Raw genomic sequence first — 22177 nt, forward strand, 5'->3', positions numbered from 1 at the left:
GAATAAAGAGGGCGCAAAGAGGTGCGCGGCCGGACATCATAAACGGGCGACTGGCTTATAAAAAGAGGTCAGTTGTCATTAATCGTTAAAGTACGGCAATCCCTAGAGTCCGCGCTGTAAAGCGAGCTGCGGTTCCGCCAGCAACCGTGTGCGGGTACGCAAATAGGTCTGCTGGATCAAGTGGGCATCAACACTGGCGCGATGGCGGCGGGCGCCCAGCTCTTTGGTCAATTGCTTTTTGGTGGCATCCCACAGGAGAAGTTGGGCTTCGCTGGCGATCATCTCGATGGGGCTGAGGTGAAAGAGTGGTTGGACGCGGGCGGCGAAAAACAGGCAGTTGAGCCAGGCGCTGTCGTGCGTCCAGGCATCGCTATAGGCGGTGATGGAGCCCAGAAACTGGTTGAGTTCGGTGCAGACCTGACGAGCTGGTTTGCCGCGCTCCTGCAGTAGCGCTGTGCTGATGCCGTGCATGGCCTCAGCCTCGGCCGACCAGTGTTGCCACTCTGCCACGGGTTTTATCAGCGCGCAGTAGCGCTCGCCATTGGCCTTGATTGCCCCGATTTCGATGGGGTAACTGCGGGAGCCAAAGCCGGAGGCTTCAATGTCGATGATGGTCGGGCAGGGGTTGTGACGCATAAATTTTCCTTTAACGGCCTATCAGTATAGGACTGGTGCCCTGAATAATCTTGAAAAATAGCCAGTGTTTATGACCCTATTATCGGCTTGCCTCTTGTCACGCCAAGCGGCGAACCCGACAATACCGCCCTCAAATCACAACTAGCGCCCCCGATGACCCTGTTAGCCTTTGGCATAAATCACACAACAGCCCCTCTCGCGCTGCGCGAGCGGGTCGCGTTTGCGCCGGAAAACCTGCAGTCTGCAATGCAGGAGGCCTGCGCGCACGCGGGTTTGGCCGAGGTGGCGATACTGTCTACCTGCAACCGCACCGAAATTTACGCCTCCAGCGAGAGCGATGCCGCGGCGCTTCAGGCTTGGTTGGTCGCCCACACCGCGATTGATGCCGCCGACTTGAGCAACAGTTACTACTGCTACAAAGACCATGAAGCGGTGCGCCATATGATGAAGGTGGCTGGCGGTCTGGATTCGCTGGTACTGGGTGAACCGCAAATTTTGGGCCAAATGAAATCTGCCTTTGCGGTGGCAAAGGAGGCGGGTACCCTCGGCGCCGAGTTACATGCGACTTTCCAGCAGGTGTTTAACATTGCCAAGCGAGTGCGCACCGAGACGGCGATTGGGGAAAACCCGGTGTCGGTGGCTTATGCGGCGGTGAGTCTGGCGCAGCAGATCTTCTCTAATTTAAAGCAGGACACGGCACTGCTCATCGGCGCCGGTGAAACCATCGAGCTGGTTGCGCGCCATTTGGTTGAGCAGGGCATCAAACATATTATTGTCGCCAACCGCACCCTGGATCGCGCCCAGCGCCTTGCGCGCGAATGCAAGGGCGAGGCAATTTTATTGGCCGATATTCCCGAGTATTTGCATCGCGCTGATCTGGTGATCTCCTCCACTGCAAGCCAATTGCCCTTATTAGGGAAGGGCGCGGTGGAATCTGCCCTGAAAAAGCGCAAACACAAACCCATGTTTATGCTCGATATCGCCGTGCCGCGCGATATTGAAGAACAGGTGGGCGAGTTGGATGACGTGTACCTTTATACGGTGGATGATTTGCACGCGGTGATTGATGAAAACAAAAAGTCCCGCGTCGCCGCTGCCGATCAAGCGGAAGAAATTATTAGCGAGGGCGTTGAGCAGTTCCTTCGTCACCAGCGCGCGCTCAATGCGGTGGAAACAGTGAAAGCCTATCGCCAGAAAGCAGAACAGCTGCGCGACCTGGAATTACAAAAAGCGCTGCGCAGTTTGCAGGGCGGTGCCAACGCTGAACAGGTATTGCAACAGTTTGCGCGCAACCTCACCAACAAATTAATTCACTCGCCCACAACCGTGTTGAAAGAAGCGAGTGCCAGCTCCCGTCACCATGTTATCCAGGTGGCGCACGAACTATTTGAACTGTCGTTTACCTCCGACGGGTCTGTTAACCCTGCTGCTGATCCCGGCAGCGATGCAAGTGAGCAATAATGAAAGCGTCTATTTTAGAAAAACTGGATCGCCTTAAAGAGCGCTACGAAGAAGTGAGCGCGATGCTGTCCGAAGCTGATGTCATCAACAATCAAAACAAATTCCGCGATCTCTCCAAAGAGTATGCGGAACTTGAGCCAGTCGTGCAGGGTTACCAAAATTATTTGAACCTGCTGGCCAATATCGAAGAAGCCAAACACCTGTTGGTGGATGGCGACGATGATATGAAGGAAATGGCCGAGGAAGAATTAAAAGACTGCGAGGCGCAACTTGAGCCCATGCAGTTGGAATTACAAAAACTGCTATTGCCCAAAGATCCAAACGACGAAAAAAATTGTTATCTGGAAATCCGCGCCGGCACCGGTGGCGACGAAGCGGCGATTTTCTCTGGCGATTTATTCCGCATGTATTCCAGGTATGCCGAAACCCAGGGTTGGCGTGTGGAAGTGCTCAGCCAGAATGAAGGCGAGCATGGCGGCTACAAAGAAATTATCACCTTGGTTAGTGGTCAGGGTGTGTATTCAAAATTGAAATTTGAATCGGGCGCGCATCGCGTACAGCGCGTACCGGAAACTGAATCCCAAGGGCGTATCCACACTTCCGCCTGCACGGTGGCGGTAATGCCCGAAGCGGACGAAATGGAAGAGATCAACATCAACAAAGCCGATTTGCGGATCGATACTTTCCGCGCATCTGGCGCCGGTGGTCAGCACGTTAACAAAACTGACTCGGCGATTCGGATTGTGCATATTCCCACTGGCTTGGTGATTGAATGCCAGGATGAACGTTCGCAGCATAAAAACCGTGCCCGTGCGATGAGTTTGCTGGCAACAAAATTAAAACAGCAGCAGGAAGATGCAGCGCACAAATCGCTCTCTGACGAACGTCGCAATCTGGTCGGTTCCGGTGATCGCTCCGAACGCATCCGTACTTACAACTATCCGCAGGGGCGTGTGACTGATCACCGCATTAACCTCACACTGTATTCATTGGATGCGATCATGCAAGGCGATCTCGATCCGGTCGTTGGCCCGCTGGCGAATGAATATCAAGCAGACCAATTGGCGGCGATTGCGGATTAATGCACAGCATCACCGTTGCACAATGTTTGCAACTGGCGCGCGAACTGGAATCCATAAGCGATTCCGCGCGCCTGGATATTGAATTAATCCTTTGTCATATTTTGCAAAAAAATCGCACCTGGCTATTCACCTGGCCGGAAGCGCTGCTGACGCCTGTGCAGGCAGATAGATTCCAGGTTTTTTTTAATCGCCGAAAAAGTGGTGAACCGGTTGCCCATATTCTTGGCCAGCGCGAGTTTTGGTCGCTGCCACTCGCGGTGAATAATTCCACTCTGATTCCACGCCCGGACACCGAGTTGTTGGTGGAAACAGTATTGGATTTATTTGCGCAGGATGCGCCGCAGCAAGCACGTCGCGCTTTGGATTTAGGCACAGGAACCGGGGCAATTATTTTAGCTATCGCCAGCGAAAAACCTCACTGGAAATTACTGGGGGTGGATTTCTCGGCAGATGCCGTTGCACTCGCTGAATACAATCGTGCAGCCTTGGGTTTAAACCATGTTGCCATCGCGCAGAGCAATTGGTTTGAACATGTTGGCGCGCAACTATTTGATGTGATTGTTAGCAACCCGCCCTATATTGATCCGCAAGACCCACACCTGACGCAGGGGGATGTGCGTTTTGAACCCTTGTCCGCACTGATTGCCGATAACCAGGGTTTGGCCGATATTGAACACATTGTTGCGCAGGCTGGACATTACTTGCAGGCGCAGGGTTGGCTGCTGGTAGAGCATGGTTATGATCAGGCGCAACGGGTGCGCGATTTATTCACTCAGCGCGGTTTTGTGCAAGTGGAAACCCGGCGCGATTTGGGCGGTAATGAACGCATCACCCTGGGCAGGAAAAGTCAGGAGTAAACCATGAATGACGAACAACTGCGGCGCTACTCGCGCCAGATTATGCTGCCCGATGTCGACCTGGATGGGCAGGACAAATTGCTGGCAGCCCATGTGCTGATAATTGGCTTGGGTGGTTTGGGTTCGCCGGTGGCCATGTATTTGGCGGCGGCCGGTGTTGGGCACCTGACGCTGGTGGATTTTGACGCGGTGGATTTAACCAATCTGCAACGTCAAATTGTGCATACTACAGCGCGCATCGGCATGAACAAAGCGGCTTCGGCGGCGCAGAGTTTGCGCGAATTAAATCCCGATGTTCGAGTGGATACCATCGAACAATTGCTGGATGCCGATGCACTGCTTGCACAGGTTAAGATGGTAAGTCTGGTGATCGACTGCACGGATAATTTCCAAACCCGCTTTGCTATTAACGCCGCCTGCGTTGCGGCAAAAGTGCCACTGGTGTCGGGTGCGGCGATTCGTTTGGAAGGGCAGGTTGCCGTGTTTGATGCGCGCCTTGAAACCAGCCCCTGCTATCGCTGTTTATATGAAGAAGATAGCGATGATTTAACCTGTGCCGCCAATGGTGTGTTGGCTCCTTTGGTGGGGGTAATTGGTTCAATGCAGGCGCTGGAAGCGATTAAATTAATCTGTGGTTTTGGCACAGGCTTGGCTGGGCGCTTGCTGTTGCTGGATGCGCGCCACAGTCAGTGGCGCGAATTGAAATTGCCTAAGGACCCCTGTTGCCCCCTGTGTTCCAAGTGAACAGTCAAGGCCGGTAAAGCCGCAAATAAGTCTTGTCTTTTGCCCTGCGAGCTAATTAGTATTGCCGTCAATTTTCAGTGCCGGTTTCGTTCGGAATCTGTTGCCTTAATCCCCGCTTCCCTTAATTACTATTTCCCCATACAGGTATCAACATGAGTGAACAGAAAGATAGTTATGCTGCCGGTTTTTTCCCCCGGTTGATTTTTGGCTCGCGCTGGCTGCAACTGCCGCTGTACTTGGGTTTGATTGTTGCCCAGTGCGCCTACGTATTTCTCTTTATCAAAGAACTGACCCATTTGGTGATTGATGTCAATTCGCTCAGCGAACAAACCATTATGCTGATTGTGCTGGGCCTGATCGATGTGGTGATGATTTCCAACTTGTTGGTTATGGTTATCGTGGGTGGTTATGAGACATTTGTATCGCGCCTGCGACTGAACGGTCATCCCGATCAACCTGAATGGCTGAGTCACGTGAATGCCACTGTATTGAAAGTAAAACTGGCTATGGCGATTATCGGTATCTCCTCAATCCACTTGTTAAAAACCTTTATCGAGGCAGGTAACATCGGGCTGCCCGGCGCAAAATTCACAGAAGAAGGTGTGATGTGGCAAACCATCATCCATATGGCGTTTATCGCCTCGGCTATTGGAATTGCCTATACCGACGTGCTAATGCAACGCGTGAGCGCGGCGAACAAAAACGGCCACTAAATAATCCTGAGCGTGGGCAGGTCTTGCCCACGCTTTTCTTTCCTATCACTCGCTTGTCTTCCCTCTGAGCATTCGCTTTTTTATGGCAGCCCAATTGGCAAGGTACAAAAAACCGCAGCACGCAATTTCCTGGGGATTGCTGGTAATAATGCTGTTATTGCCGGTTGTGGGTGTTATCAATCTATTCCTGCACTTTCACACTGTGTTGCCTTTGGCCGCAATGGTGTTTACCAGCCTGCTTGCCTATTATTTTTATTGGCAAGACAAACGCCGCGCGCAGCGCAATGAGTGGCGTATTCCTGAGGCAAATTTACATTTCTGGTCCTTGGTGGGCGGTTGGCCGGGGGCGTTTGTGGTGCAGCAGCAATTTCGCCACAAAACCAAAAAAATATCCTTTTTGTCAGTATTTTGGTTGATAGTGCTGTCTCATCAAGTGTTATGGTTTGATTGGTTATTGATGGATGGTAAATGGCTGTTGTCAGTGTTAGCTTGATCGACGGCAGTTATCGCAACATAAACTTACAGAGAAGGAGCAGGCTATGAATATAGAAGTGAGTGGGATTTTAGGGCTTATTTTACTGATTTGTGTTGTCTACGCGATTGTAAAAACAACGCAAAGCAATGCCAGTACGGGTAACAAGGTGATCTGGATTGTTGTGCTCTTGTTGTTGCCACTGCTGGGTTTTATTTTGTGGTTTTTATTTGGCCCAAAATAAACCAGCTCGCCCCAGAGTGGGCATCGCTTGCGCGTTACTCTCTCTGGGGTTGCAATCCGCTTAGTTAAAAAAACCTTTCTTTAAGGCTTCATGCTGTTCCGGTTTCAAGCGCGGACCAAATTGCGAAACAACTTTGGCGGCTGCAAGGTTGGCAAATTCTGCGGCGGTTTTAAAATCCTTGCCTTGGTTTATCGCGTACAAGAATGCACCGGCAAACATATCGCCAGCACCGTTGGTGTCAACGGGAGTTGCGGCGGCGCCTGCTACCCGAGTCAAAGTGTTGCCGTCAAAGACCAGTGCGCCTTCTGCGCCGCAGGTAATGGCGAATTGTTTGCAATATTTTTTCAGGCCTTCACAGGCGTCTTCAATGCTGTGGGTTTTGGTGAAGCCAATCGCCTCGTCGCGGTTGCAGAAAATCAAATCCACGCCGCTGCCAATCATCTCCACCAAGCCATCGTAGAAAAATTGCACCATCGCCGGGTCTGACAAACTCAGTGCGGTTTTGGTGTTGCTGGCTTCGGCGTGTTGGCGCAGTGTAATGGCGGCCGCGCGGCCCGTGGTGGAGCTGACCAGGTAGCCTTCGATATAGACATAATGCGATTGGGCAATGGCATTAAGATCCAATTCATCCACGGACAGTGTTTCGCTAATGCCGAGAAAGGTATTCATGGTTCGCTCGGCATCGGGGGTAATCATCACCAGGCATTTGCCGGTAATTCCGGCTGGCGGAGTGATGTGCGCGGGAGTGGTAACGCCAGCGGCGTGAATATCATTCAGGTAAAACGCGCCGTTTTCATCGTTAGCAACTTTGCAGGAATAAAAATTATCGCAGCCAAAATAACTGGCAGCGATGATGCTGTTGGCGGCTGAACCGCCGCTGGCGCGATGGGATGCGACCAAATGATCGCTGAGGTAGTCGATTAAACTGTTTTGGCGCGCTTCATCTACCAAGGTCATCACACCTTTGGCTACCGCCATGCGGGTGAGGTCGGCATCGGTGAGGGTGATTTCGGTATCGACCAGTGCCGCGCCTATGCCGTAGATGTGATAGTGCTTGTTCATACGCAGTTAACCTTTTGCAGAAGAGTGTGGCGAGCGCCATGTGGGGCAGCATTATGCAAAATTCACCCTGAGCGATAAAGCACAACCGCTTGCTGTGCGGCAATTTACATTATTCATCCTCGCATTCACCGGGGGTGGCAGGTAAACTGGCGCGCATTATTTGCAGTTACTGCAACCGCTATTTTGCCTCTCTCACCAGTAAGATTTTTTCATGACCAAACGTCGCAGCAATACCAGTCGCACCAGCAATCGTCGCTCTAAATCCGCCCCGCGCTCGGCGCGCACTGGCTGGGCTTTGGCGCGTATGTGGATTGTGTACAGCCTGTTACTGGTTGTGGCGCTATTGGGTATTTGGACCTTCTACCTGGATTCGGTGGTGCGCGCCAAGTTTGAAGGCAAAAAATGGTCGCTGCCAGCGCGGGTGTATGCGCGACCGCTGGAGTTGTATGTGGGGCAGTCCCTGTTGCCTCCGCTGTTTGAACAGGAGTTGCGCGCACTGGGCTATCGCTTTGAGGGCAATCTCCAGGCGCCGGGGCAAGTGGTGAAAAAAGTCAGTGCCACGTCCAGCGAGGTGACTTATCACATTCACAGTCGCGGGTTTGATTTTTGGGATAAAAAAGAAGTCCCGCGTAAATTTATGTTGCGGGTTGCCAATGGCAGCGTGCAGGGGCTGATTGATTTGGCTGGTGCCGATTTACCGCTGGTGCGTTTGGAGCCGGAAGAAATTGGCGGCTTTTACCCGGCGGATAAAGAGGATCGCCTGCTGGTGCGTCTCTCGGATTTGCCGCCGCTGTTGGGTGAAACCCTATTGGCCGTGGAGGACAAGCATTTTCTGGATCACCACGGCGTATCGCCATTGGCGATTTTGCGCGCGGCCTGGGTGAATGCCACCAACGGCGGTGTCGTGCAGGGCGGTAGTACCATCACCCAACAGTTGGTGAAAAATTTCTATCTCACCAATGAGCAAAGTTTACTGCGCCGTAAAATTCCGGAAGCGATTATGGCGCTGCTGCTGGAAGCGCATTACAGCAAATCCGAAATTTTGGAAACCTACATCAACGAAGTGTTTTTAGGCCAAAGCGGCGCTCGCTCGATTAACGGCTTTGCCCTGGGCGCACAACACTATTTCCGCCAGCCGCTGCGCGAGTTGGATACCCACGAACTGGCACTTTTGGTCGGCTTGGTAAAAGGCGCGTCCTATTACAACCCCTGGCGCAACCCTGAGCGTGCAAAAGCGCGTCGCAATGTAGTCTTGGGTGTGATGCATCAGGAAGGCCTGATTGATGCGCAGCAACTCAAAGCGGCACAGGCTGCGCCCCTGGGCATAGTGGCGGAAGGGGAGTCGCGCAGCACCACTTATCCGGCGTTTATGGATTTGGTGAAGCGCCAGCTCAAGCAGGATTACAACGAAGACGATCTGCGCAGCGAAGGCTTGCGTATTTTTACCAGCTTATCGCCCATGGTGCAGCGGCAAGCGGAGCGCGCCTTGCAAGCGCGCCTGCCAGAACTGGAAAAACGCTTTAACACCAAAGGCGTGCAGGCGAGCATGGTGGTCACCTCGGTGGGTGGCGGTGAGATTCTGGCTCTGCTGGGCGATCGCGATCCGCGTTTCACCGGGTTTAATCGCGCGCTTGATGCCAAGCGCCAAATCGGCTCCCTGATGAAACCCTTTGTATTCCTCGCGGCACTGGAACAGCCGCATAAATATAATTTGGGCACCATTATCAGCGATGCCCCAGTCAGCTATAAATCGGGCGGTAAATGGTGGGCGCCGCAAAACGCCGACAAAAAAGATCACGGCGATATCCCGCTCTATAAAGCATTGGCCTTTTCCTACAATCAGGCAACCGCTCGTTTGGGTATGACACTGGGGCTGGATACTGTGGCCGATGTAGTCAAGCGCGCGGGTTACGAAGGTAAGGTTCCCGCACTGCCTGCCATGTTGCTCGGCTCGGTGGAGATGACGCCATTGGATGTGGCTGGCATCTATCACACCCTCGCCGCCGATGGCGTTTACACCCCGCTCAATGCCATTCGTGAAGTGTTGGCAGCGGACGGCAAACCGCTGAAACGCTATCCGCTGGAATTGGAGCAGCGCTTTGATGCAGAAGCCAGCTTCCAGTTGCAGTACGCCATGCAGCGCACCATGCGCGAAGGCACCGGGCGCAGCGCCTATAACCAGTTGCCTGCCAGTTTTGAGGTGGCCGGTAAAACCGGTACTACCAACGATCAGCGCGATAGCTGGTTCGCTGGATACAGCGGCGAGCATTTGGCTGTGGTATGGCTGGGGCGCGATGACAACAGCGCAACCCCGCTCAGCGGTGCCGGTGGCGCCTTGCAGGTTTGGTCGGAGTTTATGAAGCAGTTGCCCAGCCGCAGTTTGCCGCAGGAGCCACCGCCCGGCGTGAGTTTTGACTGGTTGGACGGTGCTACCGGCAAGCTCAGTGCGGAAGGCTGTATCGGTGCCTTGTGGCTACCGCTGCGCGACGACCAACGGCCACCACAATCGGCCGATTGCCTGTTGCCCAACAGCACTAACCCGGTAAAAAACTTCTGGCAGCGGCTGGTTAACTAGGCCGCTGTCACACCACCCCTCTTATCCCGCCAAAAATAAGTCACTCAGGTGAATCCGAAGCTCACTAGACTGTGTCTTAGTGTGTGAGTTGGGGGCAATAATCAACATCCTGCCCGGATTTTTCCTGAGAGGTTTTCCCATGACATTACTTCCTCGCATCTTCCAACGCCTGTCTGGCGTATTGGGGTTAGCGTTCTTGTGCGGATTGGCGCTGACCCTGCCCGCACAGGCGGCGGAGTTGGAAGGCTCGGTCGTGCCGCTGAACGCTAGCGCCCCGGCTGCCTTGCCTGCTCCCGAACTGGTTGAGCCCGCACCCAATGCCTCGTCATCCGCCATGCCCATGACGCCAATTGATGAGCCTGCGCCATCCCTGGCTCCACCTGAACAGCATTACGCTGCCATGCCTCAGGATGAGCAGGCGTTGGAGGCACTTGAGGAGCGCATGGAGCAGGTTCTCAGCCGACACAATCGCGGCAGTAATATCGATTTGTCGCAGTTGGTGCCTATCACCGCCATAGTATTTGCCCTGGGCGGCCCGATTTTCCTGCTGTGTTTTTTGATCACCAAACGCTACCAATATCGCCAATGGCACCAGCAAAGCCTGAATGACAATATCGACAAGTTCCTGGCTGCCGGGCGCGACATCCCGCCCGAACTGCTGCGCACCGATGAAGCCAAGACTACCGACAAACTGGGTAATCGCGACAAGGGCGTGCGCAATATATGCATCGGCACCGGAGTGCTGATTTTTCTCACCATCCTCACAGGGTTAGATACTGGCTCGATCGGGTTTATCTGGATTGCGCTGGGGGTCTCCCAAGTCCTGATCTGGCATCTCAACCAGCCCAAAGCCGGGCAGCCGCTTGCACCACAGGTTGAGCAGCAGGACTAAGCGGTAATGTCCCTTTCCGATCAGGAATTAATTGCGCGGGTGGTTAGCCGCCGGGATCAGCATGCCTTTGCGCAGCTGGTTCTGCGCTACCAGTCGGCCTTGCGTATTTGGGCGCGACGCCTGTGCAATGGCGACACCCATCTCGCCGACGACTTGGCGCAGGAGACCTTCATGAAGGCCTACGCTGCGCTGGGCGCGTTTCGCGCGGAAGCCAAGTTCTCCACCTGGCTGTATCGCATCGCTTTTAACATTGCGGCGAATCGCTGGCGCGCCAAGAAAATCGAATGGTGTGAACTCGACGAAAACGAAGAGATCGAAGCAGAGCAATGCAGCGTAAAACAATTCCACGCGCAAAAAGATGTGGAAGCCGCCATGCAAACCCTGAGTGCAGCGCAGCAGTTGGCGATTCGGTTGTGTTATGAAGACGGCTTTTCCCACGAGGAAGCGGCGAGTATTATGGGGATTCCCCTAGGTACAGTAAAAACCCATATCGCCCGCGGCAAAGCCAAACTGCAAACCCTGTTAGCATCCTGGCAGGATGCTCTGCCGCAATAACCGGCCACGTGAGGTTGATGATGAACGACAGCAAAACACTGAATACCCACCCGGCACAAAGCGATAGCTTTGACGATTTTTTGCGGCAGCAATTACACGCCGCTTACATTGATGACGATGGTTTTACCGCGCAATTCATGGCGCGTTTGCCCGCACCCAAAACGCTGAACCCCTGGTTGGAAAAAGCCATCATTGCTGTGCCGGTATTGCTGATCAGCCTGTTGGTGCTCAGCCATTTCCCCTGGCGCGAATTGGTGCAACCAGTTTATGGCTGGTTCTTATTGCAGGATCTGACCAGCCTGTTGTCGATGGGGGTTGCGGTATTTATCGCCTTGGTTGTAGCGCCGGTGGCCTGGTTATTTAGCGGCGAATCCTGACAGCGACGGATAATTTCCGTCGCCCTGCATCTTACTCAAGGGATTATCACTATGAACAAATGGTTAGGTTCTCTGGTTGCCGTTGTCGCCCTGTCACTGCCGGCCCTTTGTGCGGCGGAAGTGGCAGTGATTGTGCATCCATCGGCGGGAGTCGATAGCCTCACAGAAGGCGAGGTGGCGCAGTTATTTTTGGGGAAAAGCAAAAGTTTCCCCAACGGTGAGCAGGCGGTGCCCATCAACCAAAATGAAGGCTCCGCAGCACGGAAAACATTTAATGAAGCGGTGTGTAAGAAAAATGCCAGCCAGTACAAGGCCTACTGGTCGCAATTAGTCTTTACCGGCAAGGGTATTCCCCCCAAAGATGGTGGCGATGATGCCGCTGTCAAAGCACTGGTAGCGGCCAACCCCACCATGATCAGCTATATCGATGCCGCTGCTGTGGATGCTTCCGTCAAAGTGGTGTTCAAGGTGCCGTGATGGCATTCGACACGCCAACACCTATCCCCCTATGACTGAGCCTGCCTGGTGCGGGCTTTTTTCTGGGCAAATTCCATCACATAAATCCCTGCTGGCAGTCTAAGTAGGCTAAAATGCGCGCCTTTTTTACCCACATGTAGTCACTATTTACGCTTTTTACCTTTTTTAGTCGCACAGTCGCAGAGAAATTACCCGTGATCTCCACCGCTAATATCACCATGCAATTTGGTGCCAAACCGCTTTTTGAAAATGTTTCGGTCAAATTTAACAACAGCAATCGCTACGGCCTGATTGGCGCGAACGGCTGCGGAAAATCCACCTTTATGAAAATTCTGGGTGGCGATCTGGAGCCCTCTGCTGGCCAGGTGATGCTGGAACCCAACGTGCGTTTGGGTAAATTGAAACAGGATCAATTCGCCTATGAGGAATTCTCGGTGGTGGATACGGTGATTATGGGCCACACCGAACTCTGGGCGGTAAAAGCAGAGCGCGATCGTATTTATGCCTTGCCGGAAATGAGCGAAGACGACGGTATGCGCGTGGCAGAACTGGAAGTGGCTTTTGCGGAAATGGATGGCTACACCGCCGAATCCCGTGCCGGCGAATTATTGTTGGGATTGGATATTCCGATTGAGCAACATTTTGGTCCTATGAGTGCGGTTGCACCGGGCTGGAAATTGCGTGTATTGCTGGCGCAGGCTTTGTTTGCTGACCCCGATGTACTGCTGTTGGACGAACCCACCAACAACCTCGACATCAACACCATTCGCTGGCTGGAAGGCATGCTTACGCAGCGCAACAGCACCATTATTATCATTTCGCATGACCGTCACTTTCTGAATGCGGTCTGTACGCACATGGCAGATCTGGATTACGGCGAACTGCGTGTATACCCCGGTAATTACGACGATTACATGATGGCGTCCACCCAGGCGCGCGAAAAATTATTGAATGAAAACGCGAAGAAGAAAGCGCAAATTGCCGAGCTGCAAACTTTCGTAAGCCGTTTCTCGGCTAACGCATCCAAGGCGAAGCAGGCCACCTCGCGCGCGAAACAAATCGATAAAATTCAGTTGGATGACATCAAGCCATCCAGTCGCGTTAGCCCCTACATAAAATTTACCCAGAACAAAAAATTGCACCGTCAGGCCGTTACTCTGGAAGCCGTGAGTAAAGGGTTTGATCGCCCGCTGTTTTCCGACTTGAGTTTGCAAGTGGAAGCCGGTGAACGCATTGCGATTATCGGCCCCAACGGCGCCGGTAAAACCACCTTGCTGCGCTGTTTATATGGCGATTTGCAGCCGGATGCAGGCACGGTGAAATGGGCAGAGCAGGCCGAGATTGGTTATTTTGCACAGGATCACGCCGCCGATTTTTCCTACGACAGCAATTTGTTTGACTGGATGAAACAGTGGACCAAAGGCGATGAGCAGTTGGTACGCGGCGCACTCGGCCGCATGTTGTTTTCCAACGACGACGTGAAGAAAAATGTAAAAGTATTATCCGGTGGTGAAAAAGGTCGCATGCTGTTTGGCAAACTCAGCCTGATCAATCCCAATGTATTGCTGATGGACGAGCCCACCAACCACTTGGATATGGAATCCATCGAGGCATTAAACCTCGCGTTGGAAAATTACCCAGGCACTTTGATTTTTGTCAGCCATGACCGCGAATTTGTATCGTCGCTGGCGACTCGTATTATCGATATGCAGCCATCAGGTATTGTGGATTTCCACGGCAGCTACGAGGACTATTTACGCAGTCAGGGCATTTATACCGTTTAATCCCCAGCCCCAAAGCAACCCCCTCCCAACCTCCCCCTCAAAAAAGGGGGGCGTTGACTCTCTTTGGCCCTCCCTTCGACAAGGGGAGGGTTAGAGTGCGGTTCCTAGTCTTTGCTGCCTAAGTTAGTTAGTATCGGTGCTCGATAAAAATTGCAGCAGCCGGGTAGGAAGCATGGCAGATACCACCAATTTTGATTTTCTAAACGAACATGACCCCGTTTTTGTACAGCTTGCGGCAGCGGCTGAGCGTTCTTTCATCAGTGATCCTAACACTACGTTGATTAAGTTGCGCCAACTGGGTGAAGCCATAGCTCAGGATTTGGCCGCGCGCTGCAATATTCGCTTCGATGAACGCACCACGCAGTTGGAGTTACTGCAGCAAATTCGCCATGAGATTCGCCTGGAGCCTAATGTGCTGGAGCTGTTCCACTTATTAAGAGTGGAAGGCAATAAAGCGACTCACCAATTTAAAACCCACCACAAAGAAGCTATTACCGGTATGCGTGCCGCGCGCGAGCTGGCTGTTTGGTACCAGCGTGCATTTGGTAAGCAAGGCGCTGCATTTAAGCCAGCGCCGTTTGTGGCTCCTAAAGATCCTTCAATCGAATTGCGTGAGCTGCAGATTCACATTGCGCAGTTAAAAAGCCAATTAACAGCAACGAATCAGCAGGCATCCGGCAACACTCAACTGCAAGAACTGTTGCAGCGCGAAAAAGAAGAATATGAAGTGCTGGCGCAGCAGATGGATGCTGAAGCTCGCCAATACAAACAGCTAGCTCAAGATACTGAAAAGAGGCTTATCGCCCAGCAGCAAGAATTTGAAGCGCGAATAAAGCAGCTGCAAGATGATCTTGCCCTTCAGTCAGCTGAGCATCAAAAAATCTTGCAGCAACAAGTGGTGCAAGTCAGCCAAAAAACGCAAAAGGCCAGTGCACAATTAACGCTCAATGAAGAGTTAACCCGCGTTATTATTGACCAACAATTAATTGAGGCTGGTTGGGAGGCGGATACCCAAGAGCTGAATTACAAAAAGGGCGCGCGCCCGGAAAAAGGTAAGAACAAAGCGATTGCCGAATGGCCCACAACGGCGGGGCAGCGCGCAGACTATGTGTTGTTTGCCGGGCTAATTCCCATTGCCGTAGTAGAAGCAAAGCGCGAAAACGAAAACGTCGCCGGTAAAATTCCGCAGGCCGAGCGTTATTCTCGCGGCTTTAAAATGGATGCAATGCTGATGCCTGCTTGGGCGGAGCAGGGCAGAACCATCGCCTGGCCAGATGCTGCCGAAGGCCATTATCACATTCCTTTTGTCTATTCTTGCAATGGCCGTGCATTTGTCAAACAGTTAAAGGAACAATCGGGCACATGGTTTAGAGATGTGCGCGAGCCTTCCAATATTGCCGAGCCGCGGGAAAAATTTCATTCGCCGGCGGGCTTGTTGGATAAATTAAAACGCAGCCGTGAACTTGCCGAACAAAAATTAAAAGCCGAAGGTTTTGCTTACCTCAAGCTGCGGGATTATCAAGAAAAAGCGATTGTTGCTGTTGAGTCTGCACTAGCCAACGACCAGCGTAATTGTCTGCTGGCGATGGCAACCGGTACCGGAAAGACCCGCACCATTATCGGTTTGATATATCGCTTCCTAAAAGCTGAACGATTTAAACGCATTTTGTTTTTGGTGGATCGCACGGCCTTGGGTAATCAGGCATTGGATTCTTTTAAGGAAGCCAAGCTGGAAGAAAACAAAACCCTCTCCTCGATTTACAACATCGCCGAATTGGGCGATATGGCCGCCGAAGCGGAAACGCGCGTGCAGGTGGCTACCGTGCAGGCGATGGTAAAGCGTTTGTTTGCCTCGGATAACCCACCCACAATTGATGCCTACGATTGCATCATCGTTGACGAAGCTCACCGTGGTTATACTCTTGATCAGGAAATGACGGAGGGCGAATTAGCCACGCGCGATGCTGCGCAATATCTTTCCAGTTATCGCCGCGTATTGGATTACTTTGATGCAGTTAAAATTGGATTAACCGCCACACCTGCAAAACACACCAGCGAGATTTTCGGTAAACCCGTTTATACCTATTCCTATCGTGAAGCCGTGGCCGACGACTGGTTAATCGACCATGAACCGCCGATTCGCTATGAAACCTTATTGAGCAAAAATGGCATTAAGTTTGATAAAGGTTCGGCGGTCAGTGCGATCAATACCTACACCGGTGAAATTGAATCCGCCATGTTGGAAGATGAAATTAATTTTGATGTGGAAGCCTTTAATCGCAAGGTGATTACCGAAGGGTTTAACCAGGTTATTTGTGAGCAACTCGCCAAAGAGTTAGATCCTTTTGGCGATGAAAAAACTATGATCTTTTGTGCGACCGATTTACATGCCGATATGGTTAAACGCCTGTTAGATGAAGCCTTTATAGAAATTCACAACGGCAGCTACAACGAAGCAGCGGTGCGCAAAATTACCGGTAAAAGCGACAAGGTTGAGCAACTCATTCGCAACTACAAAAACGAACGCTACCCCACTATTGCTATTACCGTTGATTTGCTTACCACAGGTATAGATGTCCCCAAAATTTGCCATTTGGTTTTCCTGCGCCGTGTTAAATCCCGTATTTTGTACGAGCAAATGATTGGCCGTGCCACACGCCCTGCCGATGACATTGGCAAAACCGTGTTCAAAATTTATGACCCGGTGGATATATACGCTGCCTTACAAGATGTAAGCACCATGAAGCCGCTGGTGCGCGACCCCAATATCACACTCGAACAGTTGGTTGATGAACTGACTAATCCTGATACGCTTGAGAAAGGTTTAAATGCACCCGGTGTGCAAGCTGAAACCAGCCGTGCGCAAGATGTATTGGCAGAGCTTGGCCAGAAAATTATGCGCGTCATGCGTAAAGCGCATAAAGCGGCAGAGTCCAAACCCGAGTTAAAACAAAAGTTGGATGAACTGGAAAACATTTGGGGCGTTGCGCCGCAAAAACTGCATCAGCACTTGCATGAGTTAGGCCCACGCCAAGCGGCAGAATTTATGCGCCGCAACAGCGGCTTTTTAAAATCAGTAGATGAAGTGAAATTCATTCTGGGCAGTGAACATAGGCCGATTATTTATGAAGGACGCGATGAGCTTTTAACGCGCGAGCAAAACTTTGGCGTGCATGAAAAACCGGCGGACTACCTGCTCAGCTTTAATGATTTTATAAAAAACAATATCAACCAATCCGCCGCACTATCGGTAGTGGTGAATAAACCCAAAGACTTAACGCGCGAGCAACTCAAAGAAATCAAAGTGCTGCTGGATAACAACGGCTACAGCGAGACCAAACTCAAAGCCGCATGGCGCAATAGCACCAACCAAGAAATCGCCGCCAGCATTATTGGTCATATTCGCCAAGCGGCATTAGGTGAGCCACTACTCCCCTTTGATCAGCGCGTAAATAACGCTTTGCAAAAAATCCTTGCCTCACACTCTTGGCTGCCTCCCCAGCGAAAATGCCTTGAGCGTTTAGGTAAGCAGTTAGTGCATGAAGTCATTATTGATCACAGCTTCGTCAATACTGCCTTTGCGCAAGAGGGCGGTGCCAAACGAGTAGATAAGCTGCTGGATAATCAGTTGAATCAGGTCTTGGGGCAGTTAGCAGAGGAGTTGTGGGGCTAGCCTAACTATTTGTTAAGAAATGCAAATGTTATTGCTGGGTTGATGGTGAAAGATGAAGCTTTGTCCGCTGTCCTTAAACAAAGGACATTTGATAGGGCAACAACCATGAAGAGTCAAGACATTCTACTCCTTTTAAAACTGGTGTCCTTATACAAGCTGGAGCAGCATGAGTTGCAGCTTGGCCTGGAGGGAGGGGCATTGTTAGTCACTGCACAAGAGTACTGGTCCGGCGGTTCATGGCAGGGGTGGGAGCTGAGTGATGAAGACCCCGATATAGCACCAACTGTTCAAGCAAAGGATCGGTACAGCGTTAGAAATCTTGAGGCAATGACCGGCATTAGTAAAAGCGAAATCAGTGCATCGCTAAAGCGCTCGTTTAATGCAGGTTTGGCATCATTAGACCGTAAGGTAAAATTCCCAAGAGCAAATAACCGTGCCCTAAAAGAGTTTATTGTGCATGGGCTAAAGTATGTGTTTCCTGCCGGGCCAGGGAAAATCATGCGTGGTATACCTACATCGCTAGCGGCTCCGGTTATGGCTGGAAAATTAATGTCTGCAGGTGATGTGATTAATGTATGGCCAGACCCTACCGGTAATCAAAAAGGCCAATCCATTCAACCGCTTTTTAAATCAGTCCCCAAAGCGGTTAAACAAGATCCTGAGCTTTACAAATTGCTAGCGCTGGTGGACGCAATTCGCCTGGGTAATGCTCGTGAAACCCAGTTAGCTGTTAAGTTATTAGATGATGAATTGCAATTATGAGCCGTTACAACGCCCACCGTTTTATGATTCAGCAGGTAGCCCAGCAGCTTGGTAGCGATTTACTAAGCCAAGTTGCGTTTGTGGGTGGCTGTACCACTGGTCTGCACATTACCGATGAGTTCACCAAAGAAAAAGTACGCTACACCGAAGACGTAGACTTAATTATTCACGTATTGGGCTACACAGGTTGGCACAAATTCAGTGAGCAAGTGACTGCTCGTGGTTTCAAAATATCAATGGAAGATGACGTCAATTGCCGGTTCCGCTTGGGCAGTTTGTGTGTAGATTTTATGCCCGACGATGAAAATGTATTAGGTTACTCCAATCAGTGGTATAGCGATGCACTGGCGACCGCGCAGCCCTACCCAATAGATAACGGGATCATTATCCGTTTAGTAACACCTGGCTATTTTCTCGCCACCAAATTCGAAGCGTTTAAAGGTCGCGGCAATGGCGATTTACTCGCCAGTCGCGATATGGAGGATATTTTAAATTTGGTCGATGGCCGCGAAGAATTACTCACCGAAGTGAGGCAGCTAGCACCCGAGTTAAAAACCTATTTGACCAACGCATTTACCCTGCTGCTTGAAATGCCTGAAATTAACTATTTAGTGCAATCTACTGCTGACAACGATTCAGGCAGAGAAGATATTATTTTTGAGCGCTTAGAACGGCTAGCGAAACTGTAAACAAAACCCCACCCTAACCCTCCCCTTCGCAGGAGAGGGAACTAAAACTCCTCCCCCCTGTTGAGGGGGGAGGCTGGGAGGGGGTTAAACAACTAACGAGATGACCATGACCAACAACGATATAGTCCAAAAACTCTGGAACCTGTGCGACGTACTGCGCGACGACGGCATTAACTACAGCGATTACGTCACTGAATTGGTCTTGCTGTTATTTATCAAAATGGAATTTGAAAATACCGAAGCGGGTTTGCTGAATAAACACAAATTGCCCGAGGGTTGCCGCTGGGGCGATTTGAATTCCAAATCCGGTGTAGTGTTGATGAACTACTACAAACAAGTGCTGCTGGATTTATCTAAAAGTAGTGACAGTTTAATTTCAGCAATTTACACCGATGCCCAAACCCGCCTGCGTGAGCCGCGCCATTTGGAGCAATTAATTAAAACGCTGGATGGCATCGATTGGTTCAGTGCGCAAAAAGATGGCTTGGGTGATTTGTATGAAGGCTTGTTAGAAAAAAACGCCAACGAAACTAAATCCGGCGCGGGGCAATACTTTACCCCGCGTGCATTAATCGACAGCATCGTGCGCTGTATCAAACCGCAAGCAGGTGAAACCATTCAAGACCCGGCAGCGGGCACGGCAGGGTTTTTAATTGCAGCGGATAAATATATTCGCGATGCAACTGACAACTTAATCGACCTCAAGCAAAAAGATCGCGACTTTCAAATTCACAACGCCTTTATCGGTGTGGAATTAGTCCCAAGCACTCGCCGCCTTGCATTAATGAATTGTTTATTGCACGGCATGGAGGGCGATGACGAAGGTGTAGTGCATTTGGGTAACGCCTTGGGTGATACCGGCAAAAGCTTACAGAAAGTGGATGTGGTACTCGCCAACCCGCCGTTTGGCACCGCCAAAGGTGGCGAAGCCAGTATTACCCGCGACGATCTCACCTACAAAACCAGTAACAAACAGCTCGCGTTTTTGCAGCATATTTACCGCACCTTAAAACCCGGTGGCCGCGCGGCGGTGGTATTGCCAGATAACGTTTTATTTGAAGCAGGCCAAGGCAGCGATATTCGCCGCGACTTAATGGACAAATGCAACCTGCACACTATTTTGCGTTTACCCACCGGCATTTTTTACGCGGCGGGTGTAAAAACCAATGTGTTGTTTTTTACCAAAGGCACCGCACAAAATCCCAAGCAGGAAGAAGGCTGTACCCAAAATGTGTGGGTGTATGACCTACGCACCAATATGCCCAGCTTCGGCAAACGCACGCCCTTTGGCGAGCAACATTTAAAACCCTTTGAAGCCTGTTACGAACTTTTGCACTCCGTAGGTTGGGCTGAGCGCAGCGATGCCCAACAATCCGAACTCCCCGCAACCACGTCGCCCAGCCAGTGTTGGGCATCGCAAGCTCAGCACCAACCTACATTATGCGACTTCGCATGGATGGCGGAGGATGTGGAAAGAACACCGGAAAATTCCCGCCTACGAAATTTCACCCGCGACTACATACGCGACACCAAAGGCGACTCGCTGGATATTTCATGGCTAAAAGATAACGACTCAGTCGATGCGGCGAGTTTGCCCGAGCCAGATGTATTGGCAGCGGAAGCCATGAGTGAATTAACGGAGGCGTTGAGAGAGTTAGATGGTTTGCTTGCGGCATTGGGCGCGGGGGACCAAGCCAAGGTGCAGAAGGATTTGTTGGCAGAGGTTTTGGGGTTGGGTGAGGTGAAGGTGTGAGTGATTTTAATTTGCCGGAGGGTTGGTCGGTTTGTACTTTGGCTGACATTGGTAATATCCAAACTGGAAATACTCCCCCAAAAAAACAACCAGATTTTTACGGCGATAGTTTCCCAATATTTAAGCCTGGCGATTTAGATGCTGGCTCTAGAGTGCTTCACGCCAGTGAGTATTTATCTGAGGCTGGTCGTGCCGTGTCGCGATTTATTCCGGCAGGAAGTACCTATGTAACTTGCATCGGGGCGACAATCGGAAAGACTGGATTTGTGGTTGTTGATGGAACCTGCAATCAACAAATTAATACAATTACGCCTGAATTTGGATTAAGCCAAAAATGGATTTTTTATTGGATTTGTAGTCCGAATATGCAGACTGCAATCATTTCAAATTCATCAAGTACAACTTTGCCAATTTTAAATAAAAGCAAGTTTTCAAGTCTTGAAACTATAATTCCCCCCCTCGCCGAACAACAACAAATCGCCCAAAAACTCGATGAACTTCTCGCACAGGTAGACACCCTAAAAACCCGCCTCGACGCCATCCCCAATATCCTAAAACGCTTCCGCCAATCGGTGCTCGCCGCAGCGGTTAGTGGGAGGTTGACGGAGGAGTGGAGGGGAGAAAACAGGCTTGCTAATTGGTTAGAGACAACTCTAAGTGAGTGTTCTGATAGAATTGGTGATGGACTTCATGGAACGCCAAGCTATTCGAAAGATGGCGATTTTTACTTTATTAATGGGAACAATCTATCAAACGGTAAGATTGTCATTAAGGACAGTACGAAAAAGGTAAATTTTGAGGAATACAATAAGCACAAAAAAGATTTGAATTTAAATACTTTACTAGTTTCGATAAATGGAACTATTGGTAACTTGGCTCTTTATCAAGGTGAGCCTGTGATTTTAGGAAAGAGTGCGTGCTATATAAATTTTAAGCCTTTAATGAATAGGAACTTTGCATTTATTCTGCTCTCTTCGTTTAATTTTTTTGAATACGCTGTGCGTGAAGCAACAGGTGCGACAATTCAAAACGTTCCGCTAAAGGCCATTCGAAATTATAGGTTTTGTCTTCCTTCTCTCGAAGAACAAACCGAAATCGTCCGCCGCGTAGAACAACTCTTCGCCTACGCCGACCAAATCGAACAACGCGTAAAAGACGCCCAAGCCCGCGTAAACCACCTAGCTCAAAGCATCCTAGCCAAAGCCTTTCGCGGCGAACTCACCGCCGACTGGCGTGCGCAGAACCCGGAATTAATCTCTGGCGAAAATTCCGCAGCGGCGTTGTTGGAGAGGATTAAGGCGGAGCGGGAAGCGGTGGGGAAAACGAAGCGCAAAGTAAAAGCTGGCGTGGCTGTGAAACAGTAAATTTG

The 22177-nt window shown here is 51.0% G+C and carries 20 protein-coding genes; 18 read left to right on the forward strand and 2 right to left on the reverse strand.

Annotated features, from left to right (window positions below; translation table 11 throughout):
- Positions 1-102 precede the first annotated feature (102 nt).
- The gene (locus tag B0D95_RS18995; RefSeq protein ID WP_078045334.1) at positions 103-636 is read right to left on the reverse strand and encodes an exonuclease domain-containing protein; all 534 of its coding nucleotides are present in this window, start codon (positions 634-636) and stop codon (positions 103-105) included.
- Positions 637-789: 153 nt separating this feature from the next.
- On the opposite strand from B0D95_RS18995, the gene hemA reads away from it, so the two are divergent.
- The 7 genes from hemA (at position 790) to B0D95_RS19030 (ending at position 6209) form a co-directional block, all read left to right on the forward strand.
- Positions 790-2097 carry a glutamyl-tRNA reductase gene (gene hemA / locus B0D95_RS19000; protein WP_078045335.1) on the forward strand — a complete coding sequence of 436 codons (1308 nt, stop codon included), beginning with the start codon at positions 790-792 and terminating at the stop codon, positions 2095-2097.
- A complete protein-coding gene (prfA, locus tag B0D95_RS19005) occupies positions 2097-3179 on the forward strand; it encodes a peptide chain release factor 1 (protein ID WP_078045336.1) in 1083 nt (360 codons plus the stop codon). Before hemA ends, prfA begins: the two co-directional genes overlap by 1 nt.
- On the forward strand, positions 3179-4036 hold the full coding sequence (gene prmC / locus B0D95_RS19010) for a peptide chain release factor N(5)-glutamine methyltransferase (RefSeq protein ID WP_078045337.1): 858 nt from the start codon (positions 3179-3181) through the stop codon (positions 4034-4036). Before prfA ends, prmC begins: the two co-directional genes overlap by 1 nt.
- A 3-nt stretch (positions 4037-4039) precedes the next feature.
- Complete coding sequence (locus B0D95_RS19015; protein WP_078045338.1) at positions 4040-4780, forward strand: molybdopterin-synthase adenylyltransferase MoeB; 741 nt, start codon at positions 4040-4042, stop codon at positions 4778-4780.
- A gap of 152 nt (positions 4781-4932) precedes the next feature.
- Complete coding sequence (locus tag B0D95_RS19020) at positions 4933-5493, forward strand: TIGR00645 family protein (RefSeq protein ID WP_078045339.1); 561 nt, start codon at positions 4933-4935, stop codon at positions 5491-5493.
- 148 nt (positions 5494-5641) lie between these two features.
- Positions 5642-5986: a DUF1294 domain-containing protein gene (locus B0D95_RS19025; RefSeq protein WP_210403650.1), complete on the forward strand. Its 345-nt coding sequence runs from the start codon at positions 5642-5644 to the stop codon at positions 5984-5986.
- 46 nt (positions 5987-6032) lie between these two features.
- Entirely contained in the window at positions 6033-6209 is a 177-nt protein-coding gene (locus B0D95_RS19030; RefSeq protein ID WP_078045341.1) for a PLDc N-terminal domain-containing protein, read from the forward strand.
- Positions 6210-6269: 60 nt separating this feature from the next.
- On the opposite strand, the gene B0D95_RS19035 is transcribed toward B0D95_RS19030, so the two are convergent.
- Positions 6270-7271, reverse strand: coding sequence for an adenosine kinase (locus B0D95_RS19035; RefSeq protein WP_078045342.1), 1002 nt, complete (start codon positions 7269-7271; stop codon positions 6270-6272).
- Positions 7272-7482: 211 nt separating this feature from the next.
- Here B0D95_RS19035 and mrcB point away from each other — a divergent pair, with 211 nt between their 5' ends.
- The 11 genes from mrcB to B0D95_RS19090 all read left to right on the forward strand — a co-directional run bounded on the left by mrcB (position 7483) and on the right by B0D95_RS19090 (position 22172).
- A complete protein-coding gene (gene mrcB / locus B0D95_RS19040; RefSeq protein ID WP_078045343.1) occupies positions 7483-9846 on the forward strand; it encodes a penicillin-binding protein 1B in 2364 nt (787 codons plus the stop codon).
- Between the two features lie 139 nt (positions 9847-9985).
- Positions 9986-10738: a DUF6249 domain-containing protein gene (locus B0D95_RS19045; protein ID WP_078045344.1), complete on the forward strand. Its 753-nt coding sequence runs from the start codon at positions 9986-9988 to the stop codon at positions 10736-10738.
- Between the two features lie 6 nt (positions 10739-10744).
- On the forward strand, positions 10745-11293 hold the full coding sequence (locus B0D95_RS19050) for an RNA polymerase sigma factor (RefSeq protein ID WP_078045345.1): 549 nt from the start codon (positions 10745-10747) through the stop codon (positions 11291-11293).
- 17 nt (positions 11294-11310) lie between these two features.
- Positions 11311-11670, forward strand: coding sequence for a hypothetical protein (locus B0D95_RS19055; RefSeq protein ID WP_078045346.1), 360 nt, complete (start codon positions 11311-11313; stop codon positions 11668-11670).
- A 51-nt stretch (positions 11671-11721) separates the two neighbouring features.
- Entirely contained in the window at positions 11722-12147 is a 426-nt protein-coding gene (locus B0D95_RS19060) for a phosphate ABC transporter substrate-binding protein (protein ID WP_078045347.1), read from the forward strand.
- 194 nt (positions 12148-12341) lie between these two features.
- Positions 12342-13931: an ABC-F family ATPase gene (locus tag B0D95_RS19065; protein ID WP_078045348.1), complete on the forward strand. Its 1590-nt coding sequence runs from the start codon at positions 12342-12344 to the stop codon at positions 13929-13931.
- A 172-nt stretch (positions 13932-14103) separates the two neighbouring features.
- On the forward strand, positions 14104-17604 hold the full coding sequence (gene hsdR, locus B0D95_RS19070) for a type I restriction-modification system endonuclease (protein ID WP_078045349.1): 3501 nt from the start codon (positions 14104-14106) through the stop codon (positions 17602-17604).
- A gap of 9 nt (positions 17605-17613) precedes the next feature.
- On the forward strand, positions 17614-18366 hold the full coding sequence (locus B0D95_RS19075; protein WP_246841657.1) for a hypothetical protein: 753 nt from the start codon (positions 17614-17616) through the stop codon (positions 18364-18366).
- A complete protein-coding gene (locus B0D95_RS19080; RefSeq protein ID WP_078045350.1) occupies positions 18363-19055 on the forward strand; it encodes a hypothetical protein in 693 nt (230 codons plus the stop codon). The genes B0D95_RS19075 and B0D95_RS19080 overlap by 4 nt, the downstream gene beginning before the upstream one ends.
- A 106-nt stretch (positions 19056-19161) precedes the next feature.
- Positions 19162-20808 (forward strand): N-6 DNA methylase, encoded by a 1647-nt coding sequence (locus tag B0D95_RS19085; RefSeq protein ID WP_078045351.1) that lies wholly within the window; start codon positions 19162-19164, stop codon positions 20806-20808.
- Positions 20805-22172 (forward strand): restriction endonuclease subunit S, encoded by a 1368-nt coding sequence (locus tag B0D95_RS19090; RefSeq protein ID WP_078045352.1) that lies wholly within the window; start codon positions 20805-20807, stop codon positions 22170-22172. Before B0D95_RS19085 ends, B0D95_RS19090 begins: the two co-directional genes overlap by 4 nt.
- The last annotated feature ends 5 nt before the right edge of the window (positions 22173-22177 follow it).

Source organism: Cellvibrio sp. PSBB023 (genome assembly GCF_002007605.1).
Lineage (GTDB): Bacteria > Pseudomonadota > Gammaproteobacteria > Pseudomonadales > Cellvibrionaceae > Cellvibrio.